Source organism: Pseudomonas sp. PSB11, assembly GCF_014596605.1.
Taxonomy (GTDB): domain Bacteria; phylum Pseudomonadota; class Gammaproteobacteria; order Pseudomonadales; family Pseudomonadaceae; genus Aquipseudomonas; species Aquipseudomonas umsongensis.
In genome coordinates, this window is the sequence record NZ_NOIO01000012.1 from 88,309 (window position 1) to 110,534 (window position 22,226).

Annotated in this window: 14 protein-coding genes; 7 read left to right on the forward strand and 7 right to left on the reverse strand. The window is 59.8% G+C overall.

The window, feature by feature from the left end; genetic code table 11:
- Positions 1 to 51 precede the first annotated feature (51 nt).
- From selO to CGA21_RS15950, 3 genes are read right to left on the reverse strand one after another with little or no spacing between them, the layout of a single operon-like run.
- A complete protein-coding gene (gene selO, locus CGA21_RS15940) occupies positions 52 to 1,515 on the reverse strand; it encodes a protein adenylyltransferase SelO (RefSeq protein WP_110754668.1) in 1,464 nt (487 codons plus the stop codon).
- Positions 1,516 to 1,563: 48 nt separating this feature from the next.
- A complete protein-coding gene (mscK, locus tag CGA21_RS15945) occupies positions 1,564 to 4,914 on the reverse strand; it encodes a mechanosensitive channel MscK (protein WP_110754666.1) in 3,351 nt (1,116 codons plus the stop codon).
- Positions 4,915 to 4,948: 34 nt separating this feature from the next.
- Entirely contained in the window at positions 4,949 to 6,691 is a 1,743-nt protein-coding gene (locus CGA21_RS15950) for a potassium/proton antiporter (RefSeq protein ID WP_110754664.1), read from the reverse strand.
- Positions 6,692 to 7,046: 355 nt separating this feature from the next.
- On the opposite strand from CGA21_RS15950, the gene CGA21_RS15955 reads away from it, so the two are divergent.
- Together CGA21_RS15955 and CGA21_RS15960 are read left to right on the forward strand one after the other, a co-directional pair.
- Entirely contained in the window at positions 7,047 to 7,277 is a 231-nt protein-coding gene (locus tag CGA21_RS15955) for a hypothetical protein (RefSeq protein WP_110754662.1), read from the forward strand.
- Complete coding sequence (locus tag CGA21_RS15960) at positions 7,274 to 7,576, forward strand: cell division protein ZapA (RefSeq protein WP_110754660.1); 303 nt, start codon at positions 7,274 to 7,276, stop codon at positions 7,574 to 7,576. The genes CGA21_RS15955 and CGA21_RS15960 overlap by 4 nt, the downstream gene beginning before the upstream one ends.
- 94 nt (positions 7,577 to 7,670) lie before the next feature.
- Here CGA21_RS15960 and CGA21_RS15965 read toward each other — a convergent pair whose 3' ends face one another.
- Positions 7,671 to 8,081: a hypothetical protein gene (locus CGA21_RS15965; RefSeq protein WP_188264569.1), complete on the reverse strand. Its 411-nt coding sequence runs from the start codon at positions 8,079 to 8,081 to the stop codon at positions 7,671 to 7,673.
- Between the two features lie 282 nt (positions 8,082 to 8,363).
- Between CGA21_RS15965 and CGA21_RS15970 the strand changes: the two genes are divergently transcribed.
- Positions 8,364 to 10,304: a methyl-accepting chemotaxis protein gene (locus CGA21_RS15970; RefSeq protein ID WP_188264570.1), complete on the forward strand. Its 1,941-nt coding sequence runs from the start codon at positions 8,364 to 8,366 to the stop codon at positions 10,302 to 10,304.
- Positions 10,305 to 10,418: 114 nt separating this feature from the next.
- On the opposite strand, the gene CGA21_RS15975 is transcribed toward CGA21_RS15970, so the two are convergent.
- Both CGA21_RS15975 and putA read right to left on the reverse strand, forming a co-directional pair.
- Positions 10,419 to 12,221: an acyl-CoA dehydrogenase gene (locus CGA21_RS15975; RefSeq protein ID WP_188264571.1), complete on the reverse strand. Its 1,803-nt coding sequence runs from the start codon at positions 12,219 to 12,221 to the stop codon at positions 10,419 to 10,421.
- A 248-nt stretch (positions 12,222 to 12,469) separates the two neighbouring features.
- Positions 12,470 to 16,420 (reverse strand): trifunctional transcriptional regulator/proline dehydrogenase/L-glutamate gamma-semialdehyde dehydrogenase, encoded by a 3,951-nt coding sequence (gene putA / locus CGA21_RS15980; RefSeq protein ID WP_020796202.1) that lies wholly within the window; start codon positions 16,418 to 16,420, stop codon positions 12,470 to 12,472.
- Between the two features lie 81 nt (positions 16,421 to 16,501).
- On the opposite strand from putA, the gene CGA21_RS15985 reads away from it, so the two are divergent.
- From CGA21_RS15985 to CGA21_RS16000, 4 genes are all read left to right on the forward strand, one after another.
- The gene (locus CGA21_RS15985) at positions 16,502 to 16,885 is read left to right on the forward strand and encodes a hypothetical protein (protein ID WP_188264572.1); all 384 of its coding nucleotides are present in this window, start codon (positions 16,502 to 16,504) and stop codon (positions 16,883 to 16,885) included.
- Positions 16,882 to 18,366 (forward strand): sodium/proline symporter PutP, encoded by a 1,485-nt coding sequence (gene putP / locus CGA21_RS15990; protein ID WP_033044748.1) that lies wholly within the window; start codon positions 16,882 to 16,884, stop codon positions 18,364 to 18,366. The genes CGA21_RS15985 and putP overlap by 4 nt, the downstream gene beginning before the upstream one ends.
- A 288-nt stretch (positions 18,367 to 18,654) precedes the next feature.
- On the forward strand, positions 18,655 to 20,064 hold the full coding sequence (locus CGA21_RS15995) for a PAAR domain-containing protein (protein ID WP_188264573.1): 1,410 nt from the start codon (positions 18,655 to 18,657) through the stop codon (positions 20,062 to 20,064).
- Between the two features lie 528 nt (positions 20,065 to 20,592).
- Positions 20,593 to 21,429, forward strand: a complete 837-nt coding sequence (locus tag CGA21_RS16000) for a 23S rRNA (adenine(2030)-N(6))-methyltransferase RlmJ (RefSeq protein WP_188264574.1) — start codon at positions 20,593 to 20,595, stop codon at positions 21,427 to 21,429.
- A 143-nt stretch (positions 21,430 to 21,572) separates the two neighbouring features.
- Here the strand turns inward: CGA21_RS16000 and msrA are convergent, their stop codons facing one another.
- Positions 21,573 to 22,220, reverse strand: a complete 648-nt coding sequence (msrA, locus tag CGA21_RS16005; RefSeq protein WP_110754095.1) for a peptide-methionine (S)-S-oxide reductase MsrA — start codon at positions 22,218 to 22,220, stop codon at positions 21,573 to 21,575.
- Between the last annotated feature and the right edge of the window lie 6 nt (positions 22,221 to 22,226).

The following is a 22,226-nucleotide window of genomic DNA, read 5'->3' on the forward strand; positions in this document are numbered from 1 at the left end:
GAGTAGTCTGTATCTGGAGCCACTCGCTTGTATTTTCAATCGCGCGGCACTTCACGACGAACAACTGATCTCCAGATGCTTGCCCCATTCCGGTGGCCTCTCGGCGTAGCTTTCCATCCCCGGCTGTTCCTCGAACGGCTTGCTCAGCACCGCGTGCAGGCGGCGGACTTCCGAGTAGTCGCCGCTCTCTGCCGCATCGATGGCCTTCTGCGCCAGGTAGTTGCGCAGGATGTACAGCGGATTCACTGCGTGCATGCGCTTGCGACGCTGCTCCTGATTCACCTCGCCTTCGCGGGCCACTCGGGCGACGTAGAGCTCGCCCCAGGCATCGAAGCCCTTGAGGTCGACGAAGTCGTCGCGCAAACGGCCGATGGCCACTTCAGGTGAGTCCTCGCCCAGGCGCCGGAAGAACAGGCTGTAATCGACGCCGCTGTTCTGCATCAGTTGAAGCAATTGCTCCAGCAGCTTCTGGTCGTCCTCTTCGGCGGTGGTCAGGCCGAGACGGCGGCGCATCAGGTCCAGGTAATGGGCCTGGAACAGCGGCAGGTACAGGCCGAGGGTTTCGCGCAGGGCCTCGACGCTGATGAACGGCGTCAGGGCCTGGGCCAGGGCGCTGAGGTTCCACTGGCCAATGGGCACCTGGTTGCTGAATGAATAGCGGCCCTGGTCATCGGAGTGGTTGCAGATGAAGTTGGCGTCGAAATCATCGAGGAAGGCGAACGGGCCGAAGTCGAAGGTAATACCGAGGATCGACATGTTGTCGGTGTTCATCACCCCATGGCAGAAACCGTAGGCTTGCCACTTGGCGATCAGTTCGGCATTGCGCTCGACCACTTCGCGGAACATCGCCAGGTACGGTTCCGGTTGTTCCAGGCACTGCGGGAAATGCATGGCCAGCACATGGTCGCCCAGGACTTTCTGCTGCTCGGGACGTTTGGTGTAGTAGAAATATTCGAAATGCCCAAAGCGTACATGGCTAGGTGCCAGGCGCAGGACCATGGCCGCGCGCTCTTGTTTTTCGCGCCATACCGGAGTGTCGGAGCCGATGACGCACAACGCCCGGGTGGTCGGGATGTTCAGGGCCTGCAGGGCTTCGGAGGCGAGGAACTCGCGGATCGAGGAGCGCAGCACCGCGCGCCCATCGCCCATACGCGAAAACGGCGTCTGACCGGCGCCCTTGAGGTGAAGGTCCCAATGCTCGCCGGCCTCGTTGTACACCTCGCCCAGCAACAGGCCGCGACCATCGCCCAATTGCGGGTTGTAGGAACCGAACTGGTGACCGGAATAGACCATCGCCCTGGGAATCGCGTCAGCCCAGAGCTTGTGGCCGCTGAACAGCTCTGCGAATTCCTGGGTTTCGGCCACGGCGGGGTCGAGATCGAGCAACGCCATGGCAGCGGGGCTTGCGACCACCAGGCGCGGGTTATCGATAGGCTCGGGCAGCACGTGGGCAGAAAACGCATCGCCCAGGCGGTCGAAGCGATTGTCGAAGGTCAGTTCGTCGAGGGCTTTCAAAGGCCGACTCCAGCAGAATGTCCGAGCATTCTGCTGGGGAATGGCCGGTTAGTCGAGCTTGGCTGGCGGTGGCTCTTGCACCGGCTTGCCATCGACCAGTGGCACGATGGTTTTCGCTTCTGGCTCGATCGGCACCATCTTGTATTCCTGGCCGTGGAGATTCTTGAGGTAGACCTCCATCTGGCGGAACGAGATGTTGATGTGCTGCTTCTTGAACTCGCGGTTGATGAAGCGGTTGACCTCATCGAGCACCGGGTTGCGGTCGCCGAGGTCGCGCACGTGCATGCGCAGCTCGTGGTCGAGAGTGCTTTCGCCGAAGTTGAGGAAGTACACGTGCGGCTCGGGTTCCTTGAGTACCCGCGGGTTTTCCCGTGCAGCCTTGAGGAGCAATTCCTTGACCAGGTCCAGGTCCGAGCCGTAATCGACCCCCAGCTTGAGCGTGACCCGGGTGATGGTATCGGTCAGCGACCAGTTGATCAGTTGCCCGGTAATGAACGTCTTGTTCGGGACAATGATGTCCTTGCGGTCGAAATCGGTGATGGTGGTGGCACGGATGCGAATCTTGCTTACCGTACCCGACAGGTTGCCGATGGTGATGGTGTCACCGATGCGCACCGGGCGTTCGAACAGGATCATGATGCCGGAGATGAAGTTGGCGAAGATCTCCTGCATACCGAAGCCGAGGCCAACCGAGAGCGCCGCGACCAGCCATTGCAACTTGTCCCAGCTCACGCCGAGGGTCGACAGGGTCGAGACGAAACCGATACCGGCAATCAGGTAGGACAGCAGCGTGGTGGTGGCATAGGCGCTGCCTTGGGCCAGGTTCAGCTTCGAGAGCACGAACACTTCCAGCAGGCCGGGCAAGTTACGCGCCAGGGCAAAGGTGATGCCGATGATGATCAGTGCACCGAGCATGTCGCCGATGCTGATCGGCACCATGCTCATGTTGGCACCGGTGCCGCTGGTGTATTCGTAGAGGGTGACATTGTCCAGGTACGAGAACACCGTGATCAAGTCGGCCCAGACCCAATACAGCGCAGCGATGAAGCCACCCAGCAGCGCCAGGCGGATCAGGCGCAGGGATTGTTCGTTGACCTTCTCGATGTCCAGCGTCGGTTCTTCGATGACCGCTTCGCCATCGCCGGCTTCTTTCGCCGCCTGGCGTTTGGCCAGGGCGCGCTGGTAGGCCAGGCGCCGTGCCGCCACGCTCAGGCCGCGCACGAAGGTCGCTTCGATCACCAGCCAGAACATCAGCAGGTAAAGGGTGTTGATCAGTCGGTCGGTGAGTTTGAGTGCGGTGTAGTAATAGCCGAAGCACACGGCCACGAACAGCGCGATGGGCAGCGCGGTAAACAGAATGCCCAGGACCTTGCGGAACAGCGAGGCGTTCTCATGGGTCGGGCTGCTGATCAGCAAGCGACTGAGCAGCCAGGTCATCAAGGCATAGCAGATCAGCACCACCGGCATGCCGAGCACGTCATCGGCCAGTGCCGCCGGTTGCAATTCCGCTACCGCCACCACGGTGACCAGCGCCATCACCACCATGCCAAGGCGGCGGACCCAGCCCCGGAGGAATTCGACCTGGGGTTTTTCCCAGCGGAAATGCAGTTCCGCCACCCCACCCGGCGCGAGGATTCGGTAGGCCGTGTAAAACACCAGCCACGCCCCGGCCATTTGCAGCAAGGCCGCGCCCATGCTCGCGTTCTGCCCGCGGGCGTCGATTTGCAGGGCCAGGCCGCACAAGGCGAGGCCCAGTGACACCGGCATTGCCAGCAGGATGTTGATCAGAATCGCCTGGGGCGTGTGCCACTGGCTGTCGCGCTTGAAGTGGCCGATGTCCTGGTGAACCTTGTTCAGGCGGGCATACAGCTGCTTGCGTCGCCATAGCAGGGCACCAATCAGCAATGCCAGCGGCAGGAACAGCAGTGGACGCTGGGTCAGGCCGTCGACCAGTTCACTCAGGCTCGAAGCCCAGGGCAGGGTATCGACCTGACGGCTCAGGCGCTCCGGCACAGTACGAAACCACTCCACATCCAGCGGTTTGTTACTGGGAATCCAGAACATCTGCTCGTCGAGTGTCGCCCGCAAGCTTTGCGCGGTACTCAGCAGTTGTTTCTGGTTCAGTTGCAGGGTGATGGATTCGTTGAGGACCGCGCTCAGTTCGCGGTTCAGCCGCTCTAGCAGGTCGGCACGGGTGGTGGCCAGCTCCAGCAGGCTCTTGCGCAATTGCGGGGTGACCTGCTCGGGCGGTTGGGTCGACAGCAGGTTGTCGACGTAGCTCTGCGGGTTGCTCAGCAGCTCCCGTTGCTGGCTGACTTCGAATTGATACAGGCGAATGTCGGCGATCTGGTCCGCCAGGTCACGGTCGACCCTCAGGCGTGGCAAGGCCTGTTTCTGCTTGTAGAGAATCTTGGACAGCAGCAGGCTGCCCTTGAGCACGTTGATCTGTTCGTCCAGGGCCGAATCGCTCTGGGTCAGGCTGTCCAGTTGTTGCTTGGTTTGCAGGTTTTTCTGCGTGACTTCGTTGAGGCGGTCGGTGCTTTTGAGCAGATAGTCCGAGAGTTTCAGGTTCGCCGTGCTTTCGACGGCCAGCAGGCTGCTGCCGCCGGCCTTCTGTGCTTCGATCGATTGTTGGGTGACCGTTTCCTGGGACTGTGCGAGGCGCTTCTGGTTGATCAGGTTTTGCAGCTCTTGGATTTCCTGATCCAGGCGATCGGATTTTTCCGTCAGCAGGTCATGCTGGCTGTTGCCCAGGTCTTGCAACTGAGTGTTGCTCGCCAGTTCCTGGCGGCGCAGCGGGATCAGGGCGTTCAGCGCCATGAGCTCGGCATTGAGCTGGTCGCGCTGCTCGGCACTCAGGGTTTTGCCGGCGTCTTTGCCCGCCTTGAGGATGTTGTTGATCTGCTGGATGCGCGTCTGGCTGGCGGAAATTTCCCCTTGGGCGCGTTCGGGGCGAGTCTGGGCGGTAATGATCAGGCTGTTGGCGTCGCCCAGGGCTTTTTGCAGATCGCTTTGCTGGGTCGAGCGTTCGGTGAGCAGTTGCTCAAGTTGCTGGATCGACTCTTTGGCAAAACGCTGCGCCACCGGTACCACGCTGCTGGCTTTCAGGCGGGTCAGTTCGCGTTGGTTCTCAATGGTCAGTTTGGGCGCGCTGGCCAGTTGTTGCTTGAGCTCGACCAGCTTCTGCTCGTAATCACGCTGATTGTTGAGCTGTGTCAGCGTGCTCTGCAGGATGGATTGCAGGGCCTTTTGATCGGCTTCCGGCAGTTTGCGGTCGGCAATCTTGTCCAGGCTTGCCTGCACGGATTCACGGGTGGGCGGTTCGGCGGCTTGTACGGTACCGACAGAGAGGCTCAGGCCCAACAGGACCATGACGAAAAACGTGCGCAGGCTTGACATAGTGACCGATCGAAAACGAGACGAAGAATGGAGTTTAGAGGAAGAGTCCCGGGCCGGGGCGACTTCCTTCGGGGAATCTGACGCCCACTTTGCCGATCTTGTTCCCTTCCATGACCGCAACGGTCCAGATGGTGTTGTTCCATTCAACCTGGTCACCGACCACGGGCGCACCCCCAACTTTCTGGGCAATGAAGTGCCCCAGGGACATGTCCGGATCGATGCCTTCGACCTTTAACCCGTACAGGGCGGCAACAGCGGCCAGCTGGGCGTCTCCTTCAAGGACGAAGTCGCCGAAGAAACGCAAATCGAGGCCCCGCTGTGGCGCCTGGCTGAACAGTTTTCCGAGGGCCGGCAGGTTGTGTTCGTGGCCGATAACACACAGCAAATCATCGACTTCCAGTACCGTACTACCCGACGGATGGAGCAGTTGTTCGCCACGAAACAGGGCTGCGATACGGGTGCCTTCGGGCATTTTCAGCTCGCGAAGGTGCGAACCGATGCACCATTTCTCGGCGCCGAGGCGATAAACGAACAGTTCCCACTCGCTGGTGACGTGCACTTCCAGGGCCGAGCGGGAGATTGGCGCAGGCTCGGGTGGCACCGTCACCTTCAGCAGTTTGGCGATCCACGGCAGGCTTGTGCCTTGCACCAGCAGCGATACCAGCACGATAAAGAAGGCGAGGTTGAAGTACAGCTGGGCGTTGGGCAGGCCCGCCATCAGCGGGAACACCGCCAGAATGATCGGTACCGCGCCGCGCAGTCCTACCCATGAAATGAACGCTTTCTCGCGCCCGTGGAACGCCTTGAACGGCAGCAGGCCGACCATCACCGACAACGGCCGGGCAAACAGGATCATCCACAGCGCCAGTCCCAGCGCTGGCAAGGCAATTGGCAACAGATCGTGGGGCGTGACCAGCAGCCCCAGCACCAGGAACATGCCGATCTGCGCCAGCCAGGCCATGCCATCGAGCATGTGCAAAATGCCGTGACGGCTGCGCACCGGACGGTTGCCGATAACCAGGCCGCACAGGTACACGGCCAGGAAGCCGCTGCCGTGCAGGGCGTTGGTCAAGGCGAACACCACCAGGCCGCCGGCAATCACCAGAATTGGATAGAGGCCAGTGGCCAGGTTGATACGGTTGACCAGTTGCAGCATCAGCCAACCGCCACCCAGGCCGATGATGCCGCCGATGCCGAACTCGCGCAGCAGGTGGGTCAACAGGCTCCAATGCAGGCCGGTCTGGCCGCTGGCGAGCATGTCGATCAGGGTCACGGTGAGGAATACCGCCATCGGGTCGTTGCTGCCGGATTCGATTTCCAGGCTGGCGGTCACCCGTTCATTCAGGCCTTTGCCGCCCAGCAGGGAAAACACTGCGGCGGCGTCGGTAGAGCCGACGATGGCACCGATCAGCAGGCCCTGGATCAGGTTCAGGTCGAACAGCCAGGCCGCGGCCATGCCGGTCAGCCCGGTGGTAATCAGCACGCCGACCGTGGCCAGCGATAGAGCCGGCCACAAGGCCACGCGAAAACTCGATACGCGCGTACGCAAGCCGCCGTCCAGCAGGATTACCGCCAATGCCAGGTTGCCGACCAGATAAGCGGTGGGGTAGTTGTCGAAAATAATACCGCCGCCATCGACGCCGGCCGCCATGCCCACGGCCAGAATAATCACCAGGATCGGGATGCCGAGGCGCGACGAAAGTGAACTTACCAGGATGCTCGCACCTACCAGCAACGCGCCGATCAAGAACAGGCTGTTGATGGTCGTCGCATTCAAAGGCAGTACTCCGGAAGTCTGAAAAGCGGGCACAAACTGACCATGCAGTCTGCGTGCCAGCGATTCTAACCTGTTGAAATGTGATGCTGTCAAAAAGCTTTTGCCAATCAAAAGATCGCAGTCTGCGACAGCTCCTACAGGGAAACGCGAATCTCCTGCAGGGCTGGCGAAAGCTGCGAGCTTTTGCGCTTCATGGCGACGAACTGCAGGAACCAGATGGGACAATCACAGTCTCTACAGTTCGCAAGAAGGGTCACTGGTCAGGAAAATCAAGGCCTTGCGCCTGTTTATCCCTGGCATCCACGGTGACTTTTCTTTATCGTACGCGCCCTTTGAAAATGCCCGGAAAATCAAAATGTTGGAAGCATCCCTAAGCCAATTGGAACAACTGGTCAGCGATCTGGTGCAACAGAACCAGGCCTTGGTCAGCACTAACCAGAGCCTGACCGCCGAACTGGCCCAGGCCAAGGATGAAAACGAAAGCCTGCAACTGAGCCTGATGGAACAGGAAGAGAAACAAGGCGCTACCGTGGCACGCATCCAGGCCCTGGTTGAGCGCGTCAGCGCTGGCCCTGTCAACGCATGAGTTATGGCCCAGGTGTGAAAGTCGTCTCGATCCTGGGGGAAGACTATTCGATCAAGGCGCCGGCCGGGGAAGAGCAGACCCTGCTGGACGCCGCATTGATGTTGAAGGCTGCCCTGGCCGAGACCAAGAAGAAGTACCCGACCCTGATCGGTGACCGACTGCTGGTGCTGGCTGCCATGAACCTGTGCTCGCAACAGATCGAATTGCAGAAGCAGCACAAACTCGAACTCGACCGTTACCAAGAGCAAGTCAGCGCCACGGTTGAAGTGATCTCCAAGGCAATAGGCAACGGTGATTGAAGCGTTGCCTGGATGCCTGCCAACTGCGCGCTTGGCTACTGCAAAGCGCGTAGTTGAATGGTGTGTTTTGACGCTAAGGGTTTAACGCTGAAGATCACGCGTAGTAAAACCCTATCTTCAATCTGCCACCTGACATCTCTCGAAAGTATTTTCCTGTCACCTTCCACATTTTCCCATTTCTATCAAGATAGTCGTCACCCACAGCAATGATTAAATGGTGCTCATAAGTATCCAATGAAGGGTTAGGCAGGTCGGGCAATGCAGAACTCTCTTGTTGCCCTTGGTTAAGATGGTCGATCCCTTGCTCGGCGTTTAGCACCGGATCAGCGTCTATTTCGATGTCGTATTCATTATTGTCCTTCATGATGTATTTCTTGATTGTCACCCGATACTCGCCGTTTGCGCTGAACCAGCTATCGCCTCTCCTTAGGTAAATGTCTTCAGGGTTTTTCCCTACATACTTACCGGGCAAGAGAGTTTCTCTGGGGGAACGTTCAAGCTTCATTTTGTGCACTCCTGGGTAACGGTTTGATGCAGGCACGTGCCTGCCGGTTTCCCGAAAAACTGCAAAACATCGAATCAGGTCGCAGGAGCTTAAGCCTCGTTGAGAGACTTGACACCTGTCAGAGTTGACAGTTAAGGCAAGGTTGTTTCACTGCGGGGGGCAGCCCTTTATTGGGGGCGATTCAGTGTTTGCGTACAAAAATTGATGCGATTGTAGATTAGTGTGTATACATCGGGCATGACTGTTGCAGTGTTTCAGCCTCTTATTCTTTGGGGGTGCTCCATGCAGTTCTGGCGACGCAGTATTCAGTGGCAGTTGATCCTGAGCATGGGTACCGCCCTGCTTGTCAGCATTCTGCTCGTGGTTGGCGTATATACCCTGGTGGTCAACCGCCTCGCCCAGCGCTATCTCGTCGAGCAAGCACTGCCGTCGAGCATCGAAGCGATGCGCAACGACATCGAACGCATCCTCGTGCAACCCCTCACTGCCGCCAAGGACATCGCCAGCAACAGCATGGTGCGCGACTGGCTGGCCGCGGGTGAAGACAGTGCCCAGACCGGCACGTTTACCGCCTACCTGGAAGGCGTTCGTGCCGAACACAAAGCTTTTACCGCGTTGATGGTCGGCACGGCGTCCAATCATTACTTCAACGAAAAAGGCCTGGACCGGACCCTCAGTCGTTCCAATCCAAAAGACGCCTGGTTCTATGCGTTCCTCGACAGCGACCAGCCGCGCACCCTCAATATCGACAACGATTCAGCCACCGGAGAGTTGGCGCTCTTCATCGACCTTAAAGTCGAGAAGGCCGCAAAGGTGGTGGGTGTTGCCGGGCTGGGCCTGAGCATGAAAGAGCTGTCCGAGCTGATTCACAACTTCAGTTTCGGTGAGCGTGGCAAGGTCTACCTCGTGCGTTCCGATGGGTTGATCCAGGTGCATCCCGAGTCGCAGTTCAGCGGAAAGCGTACCCTGGCCGAACAGATCGGAGAGCCGGCGGCACGGGCGGTGATGGGCCAGCGCACGGCTTCCAAAACGTCTGCCTTCGTGCGCAATGATGAAGATTTCCTGGCGTTGAGCCTGCCTCTTCGCGATCTGGGCTGGACTCTGGTGGCCGAAGTACCACAGTCGCAGATCTACGCCGAGGCCCGTCGCGCCATGTGGATGAGCGGCGGAATCGGCTTGGCGGTGGCCCTGGTATGCCTGTTGCTGGTGGTGTTACTGGCCCGTGGGCTGGTCAGACCGATTCGTCAGGTAACAGCCGCGCTGGTAGCCATCGGTAGCGGTGGTGGAGATTTGACCCATCGGTTAGATTCCAGTCGCGCCGATGAGCTGGGCGATCTGGCGCGCGGGTTCAATCGGTTCCTTGAAAGCCAGCGCGAGATGATCGGCGAAGTGCTGGCCACCAGCGAACGCTTACGTAACGCGGTCGGCCAGGTGGCGCGAGTGGTGGATAACACTGCAGAGCGTTCCGGGCGCCAGCAGGAGATGACTGACATGGTCGCCACCGCTGTCCACGAAATGGGCCTGACTGTGCAGGAAATTGCACAAAACGCTGGCAACGCCGCAGTCGCTTCGCAAAATGCCCGAGAAGAAGCCATGCAGGCGCGAGAAGTGGTCGGCGGTTCGATCCGCCATATCGAAAGCATGTCCGATGAAATCGGCGTCGCCGCCAGCGCCGTGGGCGAATTGGCAGACCAGGTGGCATCGATTGATCAGGTGCTCGCGGTGATTCGCGGGATTTCCGAACAGACCAACCTCCTGGCGCTCAACGCCGCCATTGAGGCTGCTCGCGCTGGGGATATGGGGCGCGGGTTTGCGGTGGTTGCCGATGAAGTGCGCACGTTGGCTAGACGTACACAGGCTTCCACCGATGAAATCCAGCAAATGATCGGTAGCCTCAAGCAAGGAGCAGAGAATGCGGTGTCTTCGATGCACACCGGGCAAGCAGCGACGGGCACGGGGGTTGAGTCGAGCCAGCGCACCGGGGCTTCGTTGGCGGCGATTACCGGCCAGGTCGAACACATCAGCGACATGAACCATCAGGTCGCGACGGCGACTGAAGAGCAGTCGGCGGTGACTGAGGAGATCAACCGCAACGTGCAGGGGATATCCGACCTGGCGCGGGCGACGGCGGGGGAGGTCAGGGCTTGTCGGGAGGATTGCCAGACGTTGCAGCGCCTTGCCGATGACCTGGCGCGGCAGATGGGTGGGTTCAGGCTGAGCTGATGTGTTGTCAGTGATGACCTCTTCGCGAGCAGGCTCGCTCCCACAGTGTTACGCGTTCAACTGTGGGAGCGAGCCTGCTCGCGAATGGATTTCAGCAGCATATCAAGACTTGGATCAAAACCACTCATCCTGCATGCCCAGGCAAACATCATCCCGCGCCTCAAGAATCGTCAACTCATGGTGGCAAGCCGGGATTTCCCAGGTCAGGAAGTACCGCGCCGCCTGCAGCTTGCCTTTATAGAAGCTCGCATCCGCCGCATTGCCTTTGGCCAGCCCTTCCTCGGCGCGAATCGCCTGTTCCAGCCAGCGCCAGCCAATTACCGTGTGACCAAAAACTTTCAGGTACAGCGCCGAGTTCGCCAGGCTGCTGTTGACCTTGCCCTGGGCCAGGTCGGTCAGCAAGCCAATGGTCACCGTTTGCAGGCGCGCCACCAGTTTCTCCAGCGGTTCACGCAATGCGCTCAGCGTCTCATGAGCTTGCGCCCGCTCGGCGGTATCGGCGATCAGGCGGATCAATTGCTTGAGCCCTGTGCCGCCGTTCTGCGCCAGTTTGCGCCCCAGCAAGTCTAGCGACTGAATGCCGTGGGTGCCTTCGTGGATCGGGTTCAGACGGTTGTCGCGGTAGTATTGTTCCACCGGGTATTCACGGGTGTAGCCATGGCCGCCGAGGATCTGGATCGCCAGTTCGTTGGCCTTCAGGCAAAACTCCGACGGCCAGGATTTGACGATGGGGGTCAGCAAGTCCAGCAGTTCATGGGCCTGTTTGCGTTCGGCCTCGCTCTCCAGTGTCGTGGTGTCATCAAACAGCCGCGCCGCGTACAGCCCCAGGTCGAACGATCCTTCGACGTAGGCTTTTTGCGTCAGCAGCATGCGCTTGACGTCGGCGTGCTGGATGATCGCCACCGGAGCGGTGTTCGGGTCCTTGCTGTCCGGCACGCGACCCTGAGGGCGCTCGCGGGCGTATTCCAGCGAATACAGGTAGCCGGCGTAGCCGAGCATCACCGCACCCATGCCGACGCCGATTCGCGCCTCGTTCATCATCTGGAACATGTAGCTCAAGCCCTGATGCGGCTTGCCTACCAGATAGCCTACGCACTCGCCATTATCGCCGAAGTTCAGCGCGGTTGAGGTGGTGCCGCGCCAACCCATCTTGTGGAAAAGCCCCGCCAGCAGCACGTCGTTGCGTTTGCCGAGGCTGCCGTCATCGTTGACCAGGAATTTGGGCACGATGAACAGCGAAATGCCCTTCACCCCGGCAGGTGCATCCGGCAGCTTGGCCAGGACCATGTGCACGATGTTTTCCGACAGCGGATGATCGCCACCGGAGATGAAAATCTTGTTGCCCTTGAGTCGATAGGTGCCGTCGGACGCAGGCTCGGCTCGTGTACGAATATCCGACAGCGACGAACCTGCGTGGGGTTCGGTCAGGGCCATGGTGCCGAAGAAGCGGCCGTCGATCATCGGCTGCAGGAAACGGCGTTTCTGCTCTTCGGTACCGAAACTTTCAATCAGGTTGGCCGCGCCCATGGTCAGGAACGGGTAGGAGGTCGACGCCGCGTTGGCGGACTGAAAATGCGCGAAGCAGGCCTGCGACAACAGGGTAGGCAGTTGCATGCCACCCGCGTCGAAACTGCGCGCGGCATTGAGGAAGCCGGCTTCGAGGAAAGCGTCGACTGCCGGTTTCACTTCCGGAATCAGGATTGCCTGACCGTCCTCATAACGCGGCTCGTTCTCGTCACCCTTGCGATTGTGCGGGGCGAAGAATTTCTCGGCGATGTTGCGGGCGGTGCCGAGGGCGGCATCGAAGGTTTCGCGATTGTGTTCGGCGAAACGCTCACGCTGGGTCAGGCCCTCGGCATCGAGGACTTCATACAGCTCGAAAGCCAGATTGCGGGAACTGAGCAACGTCTCGGACATGGCGGCCTACCTTTTGTTGGAGTAGGGCGAGTCTAGGCGGGGGAATAGAGGCTGAACAGGATGATTGATGTCGGTGATGGAAGGGCAAAACACCGACCTGTAGGAGCCGGCTTGCTGGCGATCGATACTGCGCAGTTCACCTGATGCACCGCCATCGCCAGCAAGCCGGCTCCTACGGATTGTGTACAGGCAAAAAAAATGGGCGCCGATGAGGGCGCCCATTTTGTAGCGTTAGACGTTCGGCGAATTTAGCCGATGGTCATCAGGCTGGCATTACCACCCGCAGCAGCGGTGTTAACGCTCAACGCACGCTCGATCACCAGGCGCTCCAACGCAATGTTGGTTTCACCCTGCGACAGACCCTGGACGCCGACAATGGCACCGGCACGCTTGGCCACTTGCTGGCAAACCGCGCGCAACTGGTCGGAATGGCCGTGATGCAGAACCGCATCAATCACCACGTCGTCCTTGTTCCAGTCGGAAACCAGCTTGATGCGTGCCTGGATGTCCTTCGGCAGACGGGCGAGCAAGGCCTTGGTCAGTTCAGCTTCCGGCCATACCGCCGAACCGCCGACAGCCAATACCGCAGCCAGTTGCGTCAGCAGGTCGCCTTCGACTTCCGCCAGGCACAGCACGTGCTCGCGCGGCAGGATCGCATAGCTGTTACGTTCGCCGGTCGGGCCGGCCAGGACGCGGGTGATACCGCTTTGCGATTGTGCGGCGAACTGCGCGCACAGGGTGCTCAGGTCGGCGAACTTGTTGCTGTCGGCCCAGGCTTTCAAGGCGGTCAGCGGTTTGCTCATGGCATCGCGAAGGCGAACGTCCGGTGCTACGGCAGCGTCGCCGCGAGCGAAGGATTGTTCGATCGCATCGGCAGGGCGGGTCGACAGCAGGCGGTACAGGTAGAGCGGACCACCGGCTTTCGGGCCAGTACCCGACAGGCCTTCGCCGCCGAACGGCTGCACGCCGACCACGGCACCCACGATGTTGCGGTTGACGTAGACGTTACCGGCATTGACGTTGTCGATCACCTTGGCGATGGTCTCGTCGATACGGGTGTGCACGCCCAGCGTCAGGCCGTAGCCGGAAGCGTTGATTTGGGCGATCAGTTGATCGATGTCCTTGCGCTTGTAGCGCACCACGTGCAGCACCGGGCCGAAAATCTCCCGTTGCAGTTCGTCGAAGCTTTCCAGTTCGATCAGCGTCGGCATCACGAAGGTGCCGCGTTTAACTTCTTCGGCGTCGGCGATGGCCACCTGGTACACGCTGCGACCTTTGTCGCGCATGGCCTGGATGTGCTTCTCGATGCCAGCCTTGGCTTCGGCGTCGATCACCGGGCCGATGTCCACGGACAGGCGCTCAGGGTTGCCGAGGCGGCTTTCAGCCATGGCACCCTTGAGCATTTCGATGACGCGATCGGCAGAATCTTCCTGCAGGCACAGCACGCGCAGGGCCGAGCAACGCTGGCCGGCGCTATCGAAGGCCGACGAAACCACATCGATCACCACCTGTTCGGTCAGTGCCGAAGAGTCGACGATCATCGCGTTCTGGCCACCGGTTTCGGCGATCAACGGAATCGGACGACCCTGGCTGTCCAGGCGGCCGGCAATGTTACGTTGCAGCAGACGCGCAACTTCGGTGGAACCGGTGAACATCACGCCTTTGACGCGATCGTCGCCCACCAGGCCGGCGCCGACGGTTTCGCCACGGCCCGGCAGCAGTTGCAGGACGCCTTGTGGAATCCCGGCCTCGAGCAGCAGGCGCACGGCTTGAGCGGCGACCAGCGGCGTCTGTTCCGCAGGCTTGGCCAATACCGGGTTACCGGCGGCCAGCGCAGCAGCCACTTGGCCACTGAAGATTGCCAGCGGGAAGTTCCACGGGCTGATGCACACCACCGGGCCCAGCGGACGGTGGGCGTCATTGGTGAAATCGTTGCGAGCCTGCACCGCGTAATAACGCAGGAAGTCCACGGCCTCGCGCACTTCGGCGATGGCGTTGGCGAAGGTCTTGCCAGCTTCGCGAGCCAGCAGGCCCATCAGCGGCTGGATCTCGGCTTCCATCAGGTCGGCGGCGCGTTCCAGGATCGCGGCGCGTTCGGCCGGCGGGGTAGCCTGCCAGATCGGCGCGGCATTGAGGGCGCACTGGATCGCGTTATCGACGTCTTCGACGGTCGCTTCCTGTACATGACCGACCACGTCACGCAAGTCGGACGGGTTCAAGACGGGCGCAGGGGTTTCGCTACTGGAAGCGCAACCAAGCATCGGCGCGGCCTTCCAGTTGTTGTGCGCGGTGGCCAGCAGGGCGCAGGACAAGGACGCCAGGCGATGTTCGTTCGCCATGTCGATGCCGCTGGAGTTGGCGCGCTCGGAACCATACAGGTCGCGCGGCAGCGGAATGCGCGGGTGCGGCAGGCCGAAGCCACCTTCCACGGTCGCCATCTGCTCGATGCTCGCCACCGGGTCGGCCACCAATTCCTGGATAGAAATCGACTGGTCGGCAATGCGGTTGACGAACGAAGTGTTGGCGCCGTTTTCCAGCAGGCGACGTACCAGGTAGGCCAGGAGGGTTTCGTGGGTGCCGACCGGGGCGTACACGCGGCACGGGCGGTTCAGCTTGCCTTCGGAAACCTTGCCTACCACTTGTTCGTACAGGGGTTCACCCATGCCGTGCAGGCACTGGAACTCATACTGGCCCGGGTAATAGTTCTGACCGGCAATGTGATAAATGGCCGACAGGGTGTGGGCGTTGTGCGTGGCGAATTGCGGGTAGATGACTTCCGGCACCGACAGCAGTTTGCGCGCGCAAGCGATGTAGGACACGTCGGTGTACACCTTGCGGGTGTAGACCGGGTAGCCTTCCAGGCCTTCGACCTGGGCGCGCTTGATCTCGCTGTCCCAGTACGCGCCTTTCACCAGGCGGATCATCAGGCGATGACGGCTGCGGCGAGCCAGGTCGATCACGTAGTCGATCACGTACGGGCAACGCTTCTGATAAGCCTGGATCACGAAACCGATGCCGTTCCAGCCCGTCAGTTGCGGCTCGAAGCACAGGCGCTCGAGTAGATCCAGCGACAGCTCGAGGCGGTCGGCTTCTTCGGCGTCGATGTTCAGGCCGATGTCGTATTGCTTGGCCAGCAGGGTCAGCGACAGCAGGCGCGGGTACAGCTCATCCATCACGCGCTCGTACTGCGCACGGCTGTAGCGCGGGTGCAAGGCCGACAGCTTGATCGAAATGCCCGGACCTTCATAAATACCGCGACCGTGGGACGCTTTGCCGATCGAGTGGATGGCTTGTTCGTACGAGGCCAGGTACTTCTGCGCGTCGTGCTCGGTCAGTGCGGCTTCACCGAGCATGTCGTAGGAATAGCGGAAGCCCTTGGCTTCGAACTTGCTGGCGTTGGCCAGGGCTTCGGCGATGGTCTCGCCGGTGACGAACTGCTCGCCCATCAGGCGCATCGCCATGTCGACGCCCTTGCGGATCATCGGCTCGCCGCTCTTGCCGATGATGCGGCTGAGGGACGAAGTCAGGCCCGCTTCGTTATGCGTGGACACCAGCTTGCCGGTCAGCAGCAGGCCCCAGGTCGCGGCGTTGACGAACAGCGACGGGCTGTTGCCCAGGTGTGGCTGCCAGTTGCCGGTACTGATCTTGTCGCGGATCAGGGCGTCACGGGTGCCTTTGTCTGGAATGCGCAACAGCGCCTCGGCCAGGCACATCAGCGCTACGCCTTCCTGGGACGACAGGGAGAACTCTTGCAGCAGGCCCTGAACGATACCGGCACGGCCGCCGGCGCTCTTCTGGTTGCGCAGTTTTTCCGCGATCGAGGCCGCGAGCTTGTTGGTGGCTTCGGCCATCGGTGCCGGCAGGCGAGCCTGCTCGATCAGCATTGGCACCACTTCCGGTTCCGGGCGACGGTACGCGGCGGTGATCGAGGCACGCAGGACCGATTGCGGCAGGATGCTCTCGGCGAACTCGAGGAAGCACTGGTGCGCGTGGTCGACATGGACGTCGCCCGCTTCGTCGGTGTCTCGGGCGATACCGTTGAGCTCGGACAGGGTTGCACCACCCTCGAGTTTTTCCAGGTAATTGAAAATTGCCTGCTTGATCAGCCAGTGCGGCGTGCGATCAATCGAGGTCGCGGCAGCCTTGAGGCGTTCGCGGGTCGGGTCATCGAGTTTGACCCCAAGGGTGGTGGTAGCCATGTTTTTATCCTCATGTTTGCCACGACTGCGTGGCATCAGCTGGCGCAAAGATTAGCCGTGTGATGAATGAGGTGCAACCGGGTGCAACCCTTTTTTTACGGGAATAAACGGCAGTTCGTCAGGAAAAAAATTCCACTGCGCCATTACCGCATCGCCTTGGTGCTTTTTGAGTGGAAAGCCAATCGTTCTTGCTCCGAAAAGGAGCAAAAACCCTGGTTTGATATAAATTTCCGACTGGGTGCAACTTATTCTCCAGAAATGGGTTGCACCTTATTTGCTTTGTTGCATAGCATTCGCGCCCAAGGTGCAACCAGTCGCAAGGCTGGTGTGCCGGCCGATGGCTTTCCTGGGGAAACATCGGTCATAAATGCGCGGGATCCCGGATCGTCTGTCAAACCTCACCGTTTGCCAGCACTTCACCAGCCGCCGCTACATAAAAACAAAGCCAGGGCATCACTTAAATGAGCGTAAGCAATCCAACCCTGATCACGTTCGTGATCTACATCGCAGCAATGGTGCTGATCGGCTTCATGGCCTATCGCTCCACCAACAACCTTTCCGACTACATCCTGGGCGGCCGTAGCCTGGGCAGTGTCGTGACCGCGTTGTCCGCCGGTGCATCCGACATGAGCGGCTGGTTGTTGATGGGCCTGCCGGGCGCCATCTACATGTCCGGTCTGTCCGAGAGCTGGATCGCCATCGGCCTGATCATCGGGGCTTACCTGAACTGGCTGTTCGTCGCCGGCCGTCTGCGCGTGCAGACCGAGCACAATGGCGATGCGCTGACCCTGCCGGACTACTTCTCCAGCCGTTTCGAAGATAAAAGCGGCCTGCTGCGGATCATCTCCGCCGTTGTGATCCTGGTGTTCTTCACCATCTATTGCGCTTCCGGCATCGTGGCTGGCGCCCGTCTGTTCGAAAGCACCTTCGGCATGTCCTACGAGACGGCGCTGTGGGCCGGTGCTGCGGCGACCATTGCCTACACCTTCGTGGGCGGTTTCCTGGCGGTCAGCTGGACTGACACCGTGCAAGCCACGCTGATGATCTTCGCCCTGTTGCTGACGCCGATCATCGTGCTGCTGGCCACCGGCGGCGTCGACACCACGTTCCTGGCCATCGAAGCGCAAGATCCAAGCAATTTCGACATGCTGAAAAACACCACCTTCATCGGCATCATCTCGCTGATGGGCTGGGGCCTGGGCTACTTCGGCCAGCCGCATATCCTGGCGCGGTTCATGGCGGCCGATTCGGTGAAATCGATTGCCAAAGCCCGTCGCATCTCCATGGCCTGGATGATCCTGTGCCTGGGCGGCACCGTGGCTGTCGGTTTCTTCGGTATCGCCTACTTCTCGGCCAACCCGGCCGTGGCCATGCCGGTCAGTGAAAACCACGAGCGTGTGTTCATCGAACTAGCCAAAATCCTCTTCAACCCATGGGTTGCCGGCGTTTTGCTGTCGGCCATCCTGGCTGCCGTCATGAGCACCCTGAGCTGCCAGTTGCTGGTGTGCTCGAGCGCCCTGACCGAAGACTTCTACAAGACCTTCCTGCGCAAATCCGCTTCCCAGGTTGAACTGGTCTGGGTCGGCCGCGCCATGGTGCTGCTGGTTGCCCTGATCGCCATCGCCATGGCGGCCAACCCGGAAAACCGTGTACTGGGCCTGGTGAGCTACGCCTGGGCAGGTTTCGGTGCCGCGTTCGGTCCGGTCGTACTGATCTCCGTGATCTGGAAAGACATGACCCGCAACGGCGCACTGGCCGGCATCCTGGTCGGCGCGATCACCGTGATCGTCTGGAAGCACTTCGAATTGCTGGGCCTGTACGAAATCATCCCTGGTTTCATCTTCGCCAGCCTGGCGATCTACATCGTCAGCAAGCTGGGCACGCCGACTGCTGGCATGCTGCAGCGCTTTGCTGCTGCCGAGGCGGATTTCCGTTTGAACAAGTAAAAATTGATAGGGTGAGTTTTTCCCATCGCTGATAAAAGAACGGCTCGCAACCTTAAGTGCGGGCCGTTTTTTTTGGGCACATCAGAGCCGAAAACAGGTATTGCTCCCCCCAATATCCGTGGTCCTTTTCAGTACTGGTCGTAAGACATTTCCTGATTTTCTCGGCCATCTTGAGTTTCCTTTCTGTCCACGTACTTTGCGTTAAGCCACTCAGCCCGAGTCGGCTTATCGATCGTTAACAGGGGGCGCTTTCCTTGACTGGGGCGCTCTTAGAGAGGGAGATCAATAATGGCACAAGGACATTTCATTCGCCTGGGTGACAAGACCACTTGCGGTGGCCAGGTTTTGGAGGCCGACACACGCGTCATGATGTTTGGTATCGCCCATGCCCGTGAAGGCGATCGTGTTTCCTGCGGCAAAAACGACGAAACCTTCAAAATCGTGGGAGGCGTCTCCTACATCAACAGTCATGGCAGGATCGTGGCGGGCTCGCTGGACAGCTACAGCACCTGCCCGTGCAGAGCCAGGTTGATTCCGTCGGTGTTTACCGCCACTTATGAGTCGCGCAGCAGCGCTGCGCCCCAGACCACAAGGGCCGCGCCCCAACCGAACACACCTCTCGCCAGCAATCCGGCACCACGATCAGCCGGTTTCGCGCCTGCGTCGAGCACTCCCAAGCCAGTGCCCTTAGGCAGTGCAGCTGCCCAAGAGCCAGGCTTCTACATCGTGCCCAAAAGCACCACCCGCGAAGAGCTCGAAGCCTCCTTGTTCACCCTGCGTGACCCGGCGGTGATGGGCAAATTCAAGCTGCTCAATCCCAACCTGCGCGACGTCAAAGCCGGTTCGATGATCGTGCTGAGCGACCCGAACAACTACCAGTGCACCCGTGAAGAAGCCCTGCTCATGGATGTGGCAGCCAAGACCAACCAGATCATTGAAACGCTTAGCCCTGAAGAAGCGGATTTCATGGTGCAACACCGTGATGTCATCCAGACCTTCCTGACCTATGGCTCGAACGCTACTGGCATTGGCGCGAGCGTGTTCAAGAACAACCTGGACAATGTAGGCAATGCCTTGAGGGATATTGAAGCGTTGCAAAAGAATACGCTGCAAAGAGATGGGCACCTGCGTTCGCCAGCGTTCTTTGTAGAGCGCCAGCGTCTGCTCGCGCAACTGAACAGCCATATGACGACGCTGACCCGCAAGGGCATTGGATTCCCTGACCATATCAATTTGAAAAAAATGTTGGGGATTTCCAGTCAAAGCCTGGTCCACCACTGGACCAATGCCAGTCCCGGGGGGCAAATACCGGGTCATGCGAGCCATCTTCAAGGTGTGGCGAAGGCTTCTAAGTACGTCAAATACGGCGGTTGGGTAGGGACTGCAGTCGGCGGTGGAGCATCTGCCATGAAGGTGCAGGATGTGTGTACGGCTGGAAATACCGAGGCTTGCGAGCGGGTTAAGTTTACTGAAGCAGGGAGTTTTACCGGAGGAGTTGTAGGTGGCGCAATCGCAGGTGCAGCTCTATCAACCTCCGCAGTCGGCGGACTTTGTGTTGGGCTGGGTATACCATCAGGCGGTGTGGGATTACTGGTCTGTAGTATTGTTGTGGTGGGGGTAGGCTCCTTTTCTTCCAGCGCTATTGGGGGCGCTGTTGGTGAAGTAATGGGCGAGCGTATTTTCGAGGCCACTCAATGAGCGTTAGCGTTGCAGACGCACTATTTCTGGCATCAGGGCTAGTAGTTTTCGGTGGGGCACTTGTTGTTTTTGGGGTTGCATTGCACCTGGGCTACACCAAGGGAGACGTCATGTCTGAGCATTTCCAAAACAGTTCTCCACTTATAACTGTTGCAGTGCGCATAGACAAAGGATTGAGGGGTAAGACTCGGATGGTTTACTCAATATCCAGTGTCGTTACGTTTCCCCGCTTTTTTCTGAAGCGCGGCCTTGTCACTGCTGAGGATATCGACAATTTCCCCCATGACCTCAGGCGAAAGCTTGTAGTGCTGCAATGGACTCTTCTAGGGGTGGTAGCAGGGATGGTGCTACTTGGCCTTATAGTGATGTCGGGGATATACAGGTAACTACTCCATAAATATGGGCATCCAACTTGTTTGGCGTGCCCATTCATCATTCCGCTCCGCGATGTAAGTTGGCCGCTCGGCCGCGAGCCCCTGACTTGCCGCCCAGTAAAAGGTAAACTTGCCGGCCTTCGCAGGAGCAACCATGAATTATCGTCACGCCTTCCATGCCGGCAATCACGCCGATGTGTTCAAACACCTGACCTTGACCCGCCTCATCGCCCTGATGTCGCGCAAGGAGCAGCCGTTTGCCTATCTCGATACGCACGCCGGCATTGGTCTGTACGACCTCCAGGGCGATCAGGCCAGCCGGACCGGTGAGTACCTGGAAGGCATCGCGCGTTTGTGGGATCAGCCGGATCTGCCGATCCTGACCGCTGATTACATGCAGGTGCTGCACGAGATGAACCCGGATGGCCAGTTGCGCTATTACCCGGGGTCGCCGGAGTTGGCGCGCCGTTTGACTCGTCCTCAGGATCGGGTGTTGCTCAACGAGAAGCACCCGGAAGATGGCGTGCTGCTCAAGGACAACATGGCCGGTGATCGTCGGGTCAAGGTGCATCTCGGCGAAGGCTGGCATGTGCCGCGGGCGTTGTTGCCGGTGCCGGAGAAGCGGGCGGTGATGTTGATTGATCCGCCGTTCGAAAAACTCGACGAGATGCAGCGCTGCGCGGCGGCCTTGAAAGAGGCGGTCGGGCGGATGCGCCAGACTGTGGCGGCGATCTGGTATCCGGTGAAGGATCAGCGCGCGCTGCGGCGGTTCTATCAGGACCTGGCCGGTACCGGTGCGCCGAAGTTGTTGCGGGTGGAGCTGCTGGTGCATCCGCTGGATACGCCTGACAGCCTGAACGGCTCCGGCCTGGCCATTGCCAATCCGCCGTGGGGGCTGGAGGAAGAGTTGCGTGAGTTGCTGCCGTGGTTGTCCGAGAAGCTCGGGCAGACCCAGGGTGGGTGGCGAATGGATTGGTTGATCGCCGAATGAGGCGTTGATCGTTCCCACGCTCTGCGTGGGAATGCAGCCCGGGACGCTCCGCGTCCCAAATCAAAAGCCGAACGCGGAGCGTCCGTTGAGGCATTCCCACGCAGAGCGTGGGAACGATTAGCGTGAGAGCGCTCGGGCAGTGGTCAGATCGGGCAGGTCACGCCGGTGCCGCCAATGCCGCAATAGCCTTCCGGGTTCTTGGCCAGGTACTGCTGGTGGTACGCCTCGGCGAAGTAGAACGTCGGCGCTTCGTCGATTTCGGTGGTGATGATGCCCTTGCCGGCCTTGGTCAGTTCGACCTGGAACACTTGTGCGCTTTTTTTCGCGGCTTCCAGTTGGGCCGGGTTGGTGGCGTAGATCACCGAACGATACTGGGTGCCGAGGTCGTTGCCCTGGCGCATGCCTTGGGTCGGGTTGTGCAGTTCCCAGAACATCTTCAGCAGTGCTTCGTAGCTGACCTTTGCCGGCTCGTAGACCACCAGCACGACTTCGCTATGGCCGGTCAAGCCGGAGCAGACTTCTTCGTAAGTCGGGTTCGGGGTGAAGCCGCCAGCGTAACCTACGGCCGTGCTGACCACGCCTTCCCGCTGCCAGAACTTGCGCTCCGCGCCCCAGAAGCAGCCAAGGCCGAAGATCGCAAAATCCACATCCATCGCGAATGGGCCCAGTAGCGGGGCGTCGTGGACGAAGTGTTTTTCCGGCACGGTCATGGGGGTTTCGCGGCCAGGCAGAGCTTGTTCTTTTGTTGGGAGCACGTTTTTGTTCACCAGAATTTCCGAGCGCAGAACCATCTTCAG

Bases quoted from the DNA above. Each gene is read 5' to 3' on its own strand.
- CGA21_RS15955 (WP_110754662.1), top strand. From the start codon at position 7,047: ATGTTGGAAGCATCCCTAAGCCAATTGGAACAACTGGTCAGCGATCTG.
- putA (WP_020796202.1), bottom strand. From the start codon at position 16,420: ATGGCTACCACCACCCTTGGGGTCAAACTCGATGACCCGACCCGCGAA.
- mscK (WP_110754666.1), bottom strand. From the start codon at position 4,914: ATGTCAAGCCTGCGCACGTTTTTCGTCATGGTCCTGTTGGGCCTGAGC.
- putP (WP_033044748.1), top strand. From the start codon at position 16,882: ATGAGCGTAAGCAATCCAACCCTGATCACGTTCGTGATCTACATCGCA.
- CGA21_RS15965 (WP_188264569.1), bottom strand. From the start codon at position 8,081: ATGAAGCTTGAACGTTCCCCCAGAGAAACTCTCTTGCCCGGTAAGTAT.
- CGA21_RS16000 (WP_188264574.1), top strand. From the start codon at position 20,593: ATGAATTATCGTCACGCCTTCCATGCCGGCAATCACGCCGATGTGTTC.
- CGA21_RS15975 (WP_188264571.1), bottom strand. From the start codon at position 12,221: ATGTCCGAGACGTTGCTCAGTTCCCGCAATCTGGCTTTCGAGCTGTAT.
- CGA21_RS15960 (WP_110754660.1), top strand. From the start codon at position 7,274: ATGAGTTATGGCCCAGGTGTGAAAGTCGTCTCGATCCTGGGGGAAGAC.
- msrA (WP_110754095.1), bottom strand. From the start codon at position 22,220: ATGGTTCTGCGCTCGGAAATTCTGGTGAACAAAAACGTGCTCCCAACA.
- CGA21_RS15970 (WP_188264570.1), top strand. From the start codon at position 8,364: ATGCAGTTCTGGCGACGCAGTATTCAGTGGCAGTTGATCCTGAGCATG.
- CGA21_RS15995 (WP_188264573.1), top strand. From the start codon at position 18,655: ATGGCACAAGGACATTTCATTCGCCTGGGTGACAAGACCACTTGCGGT.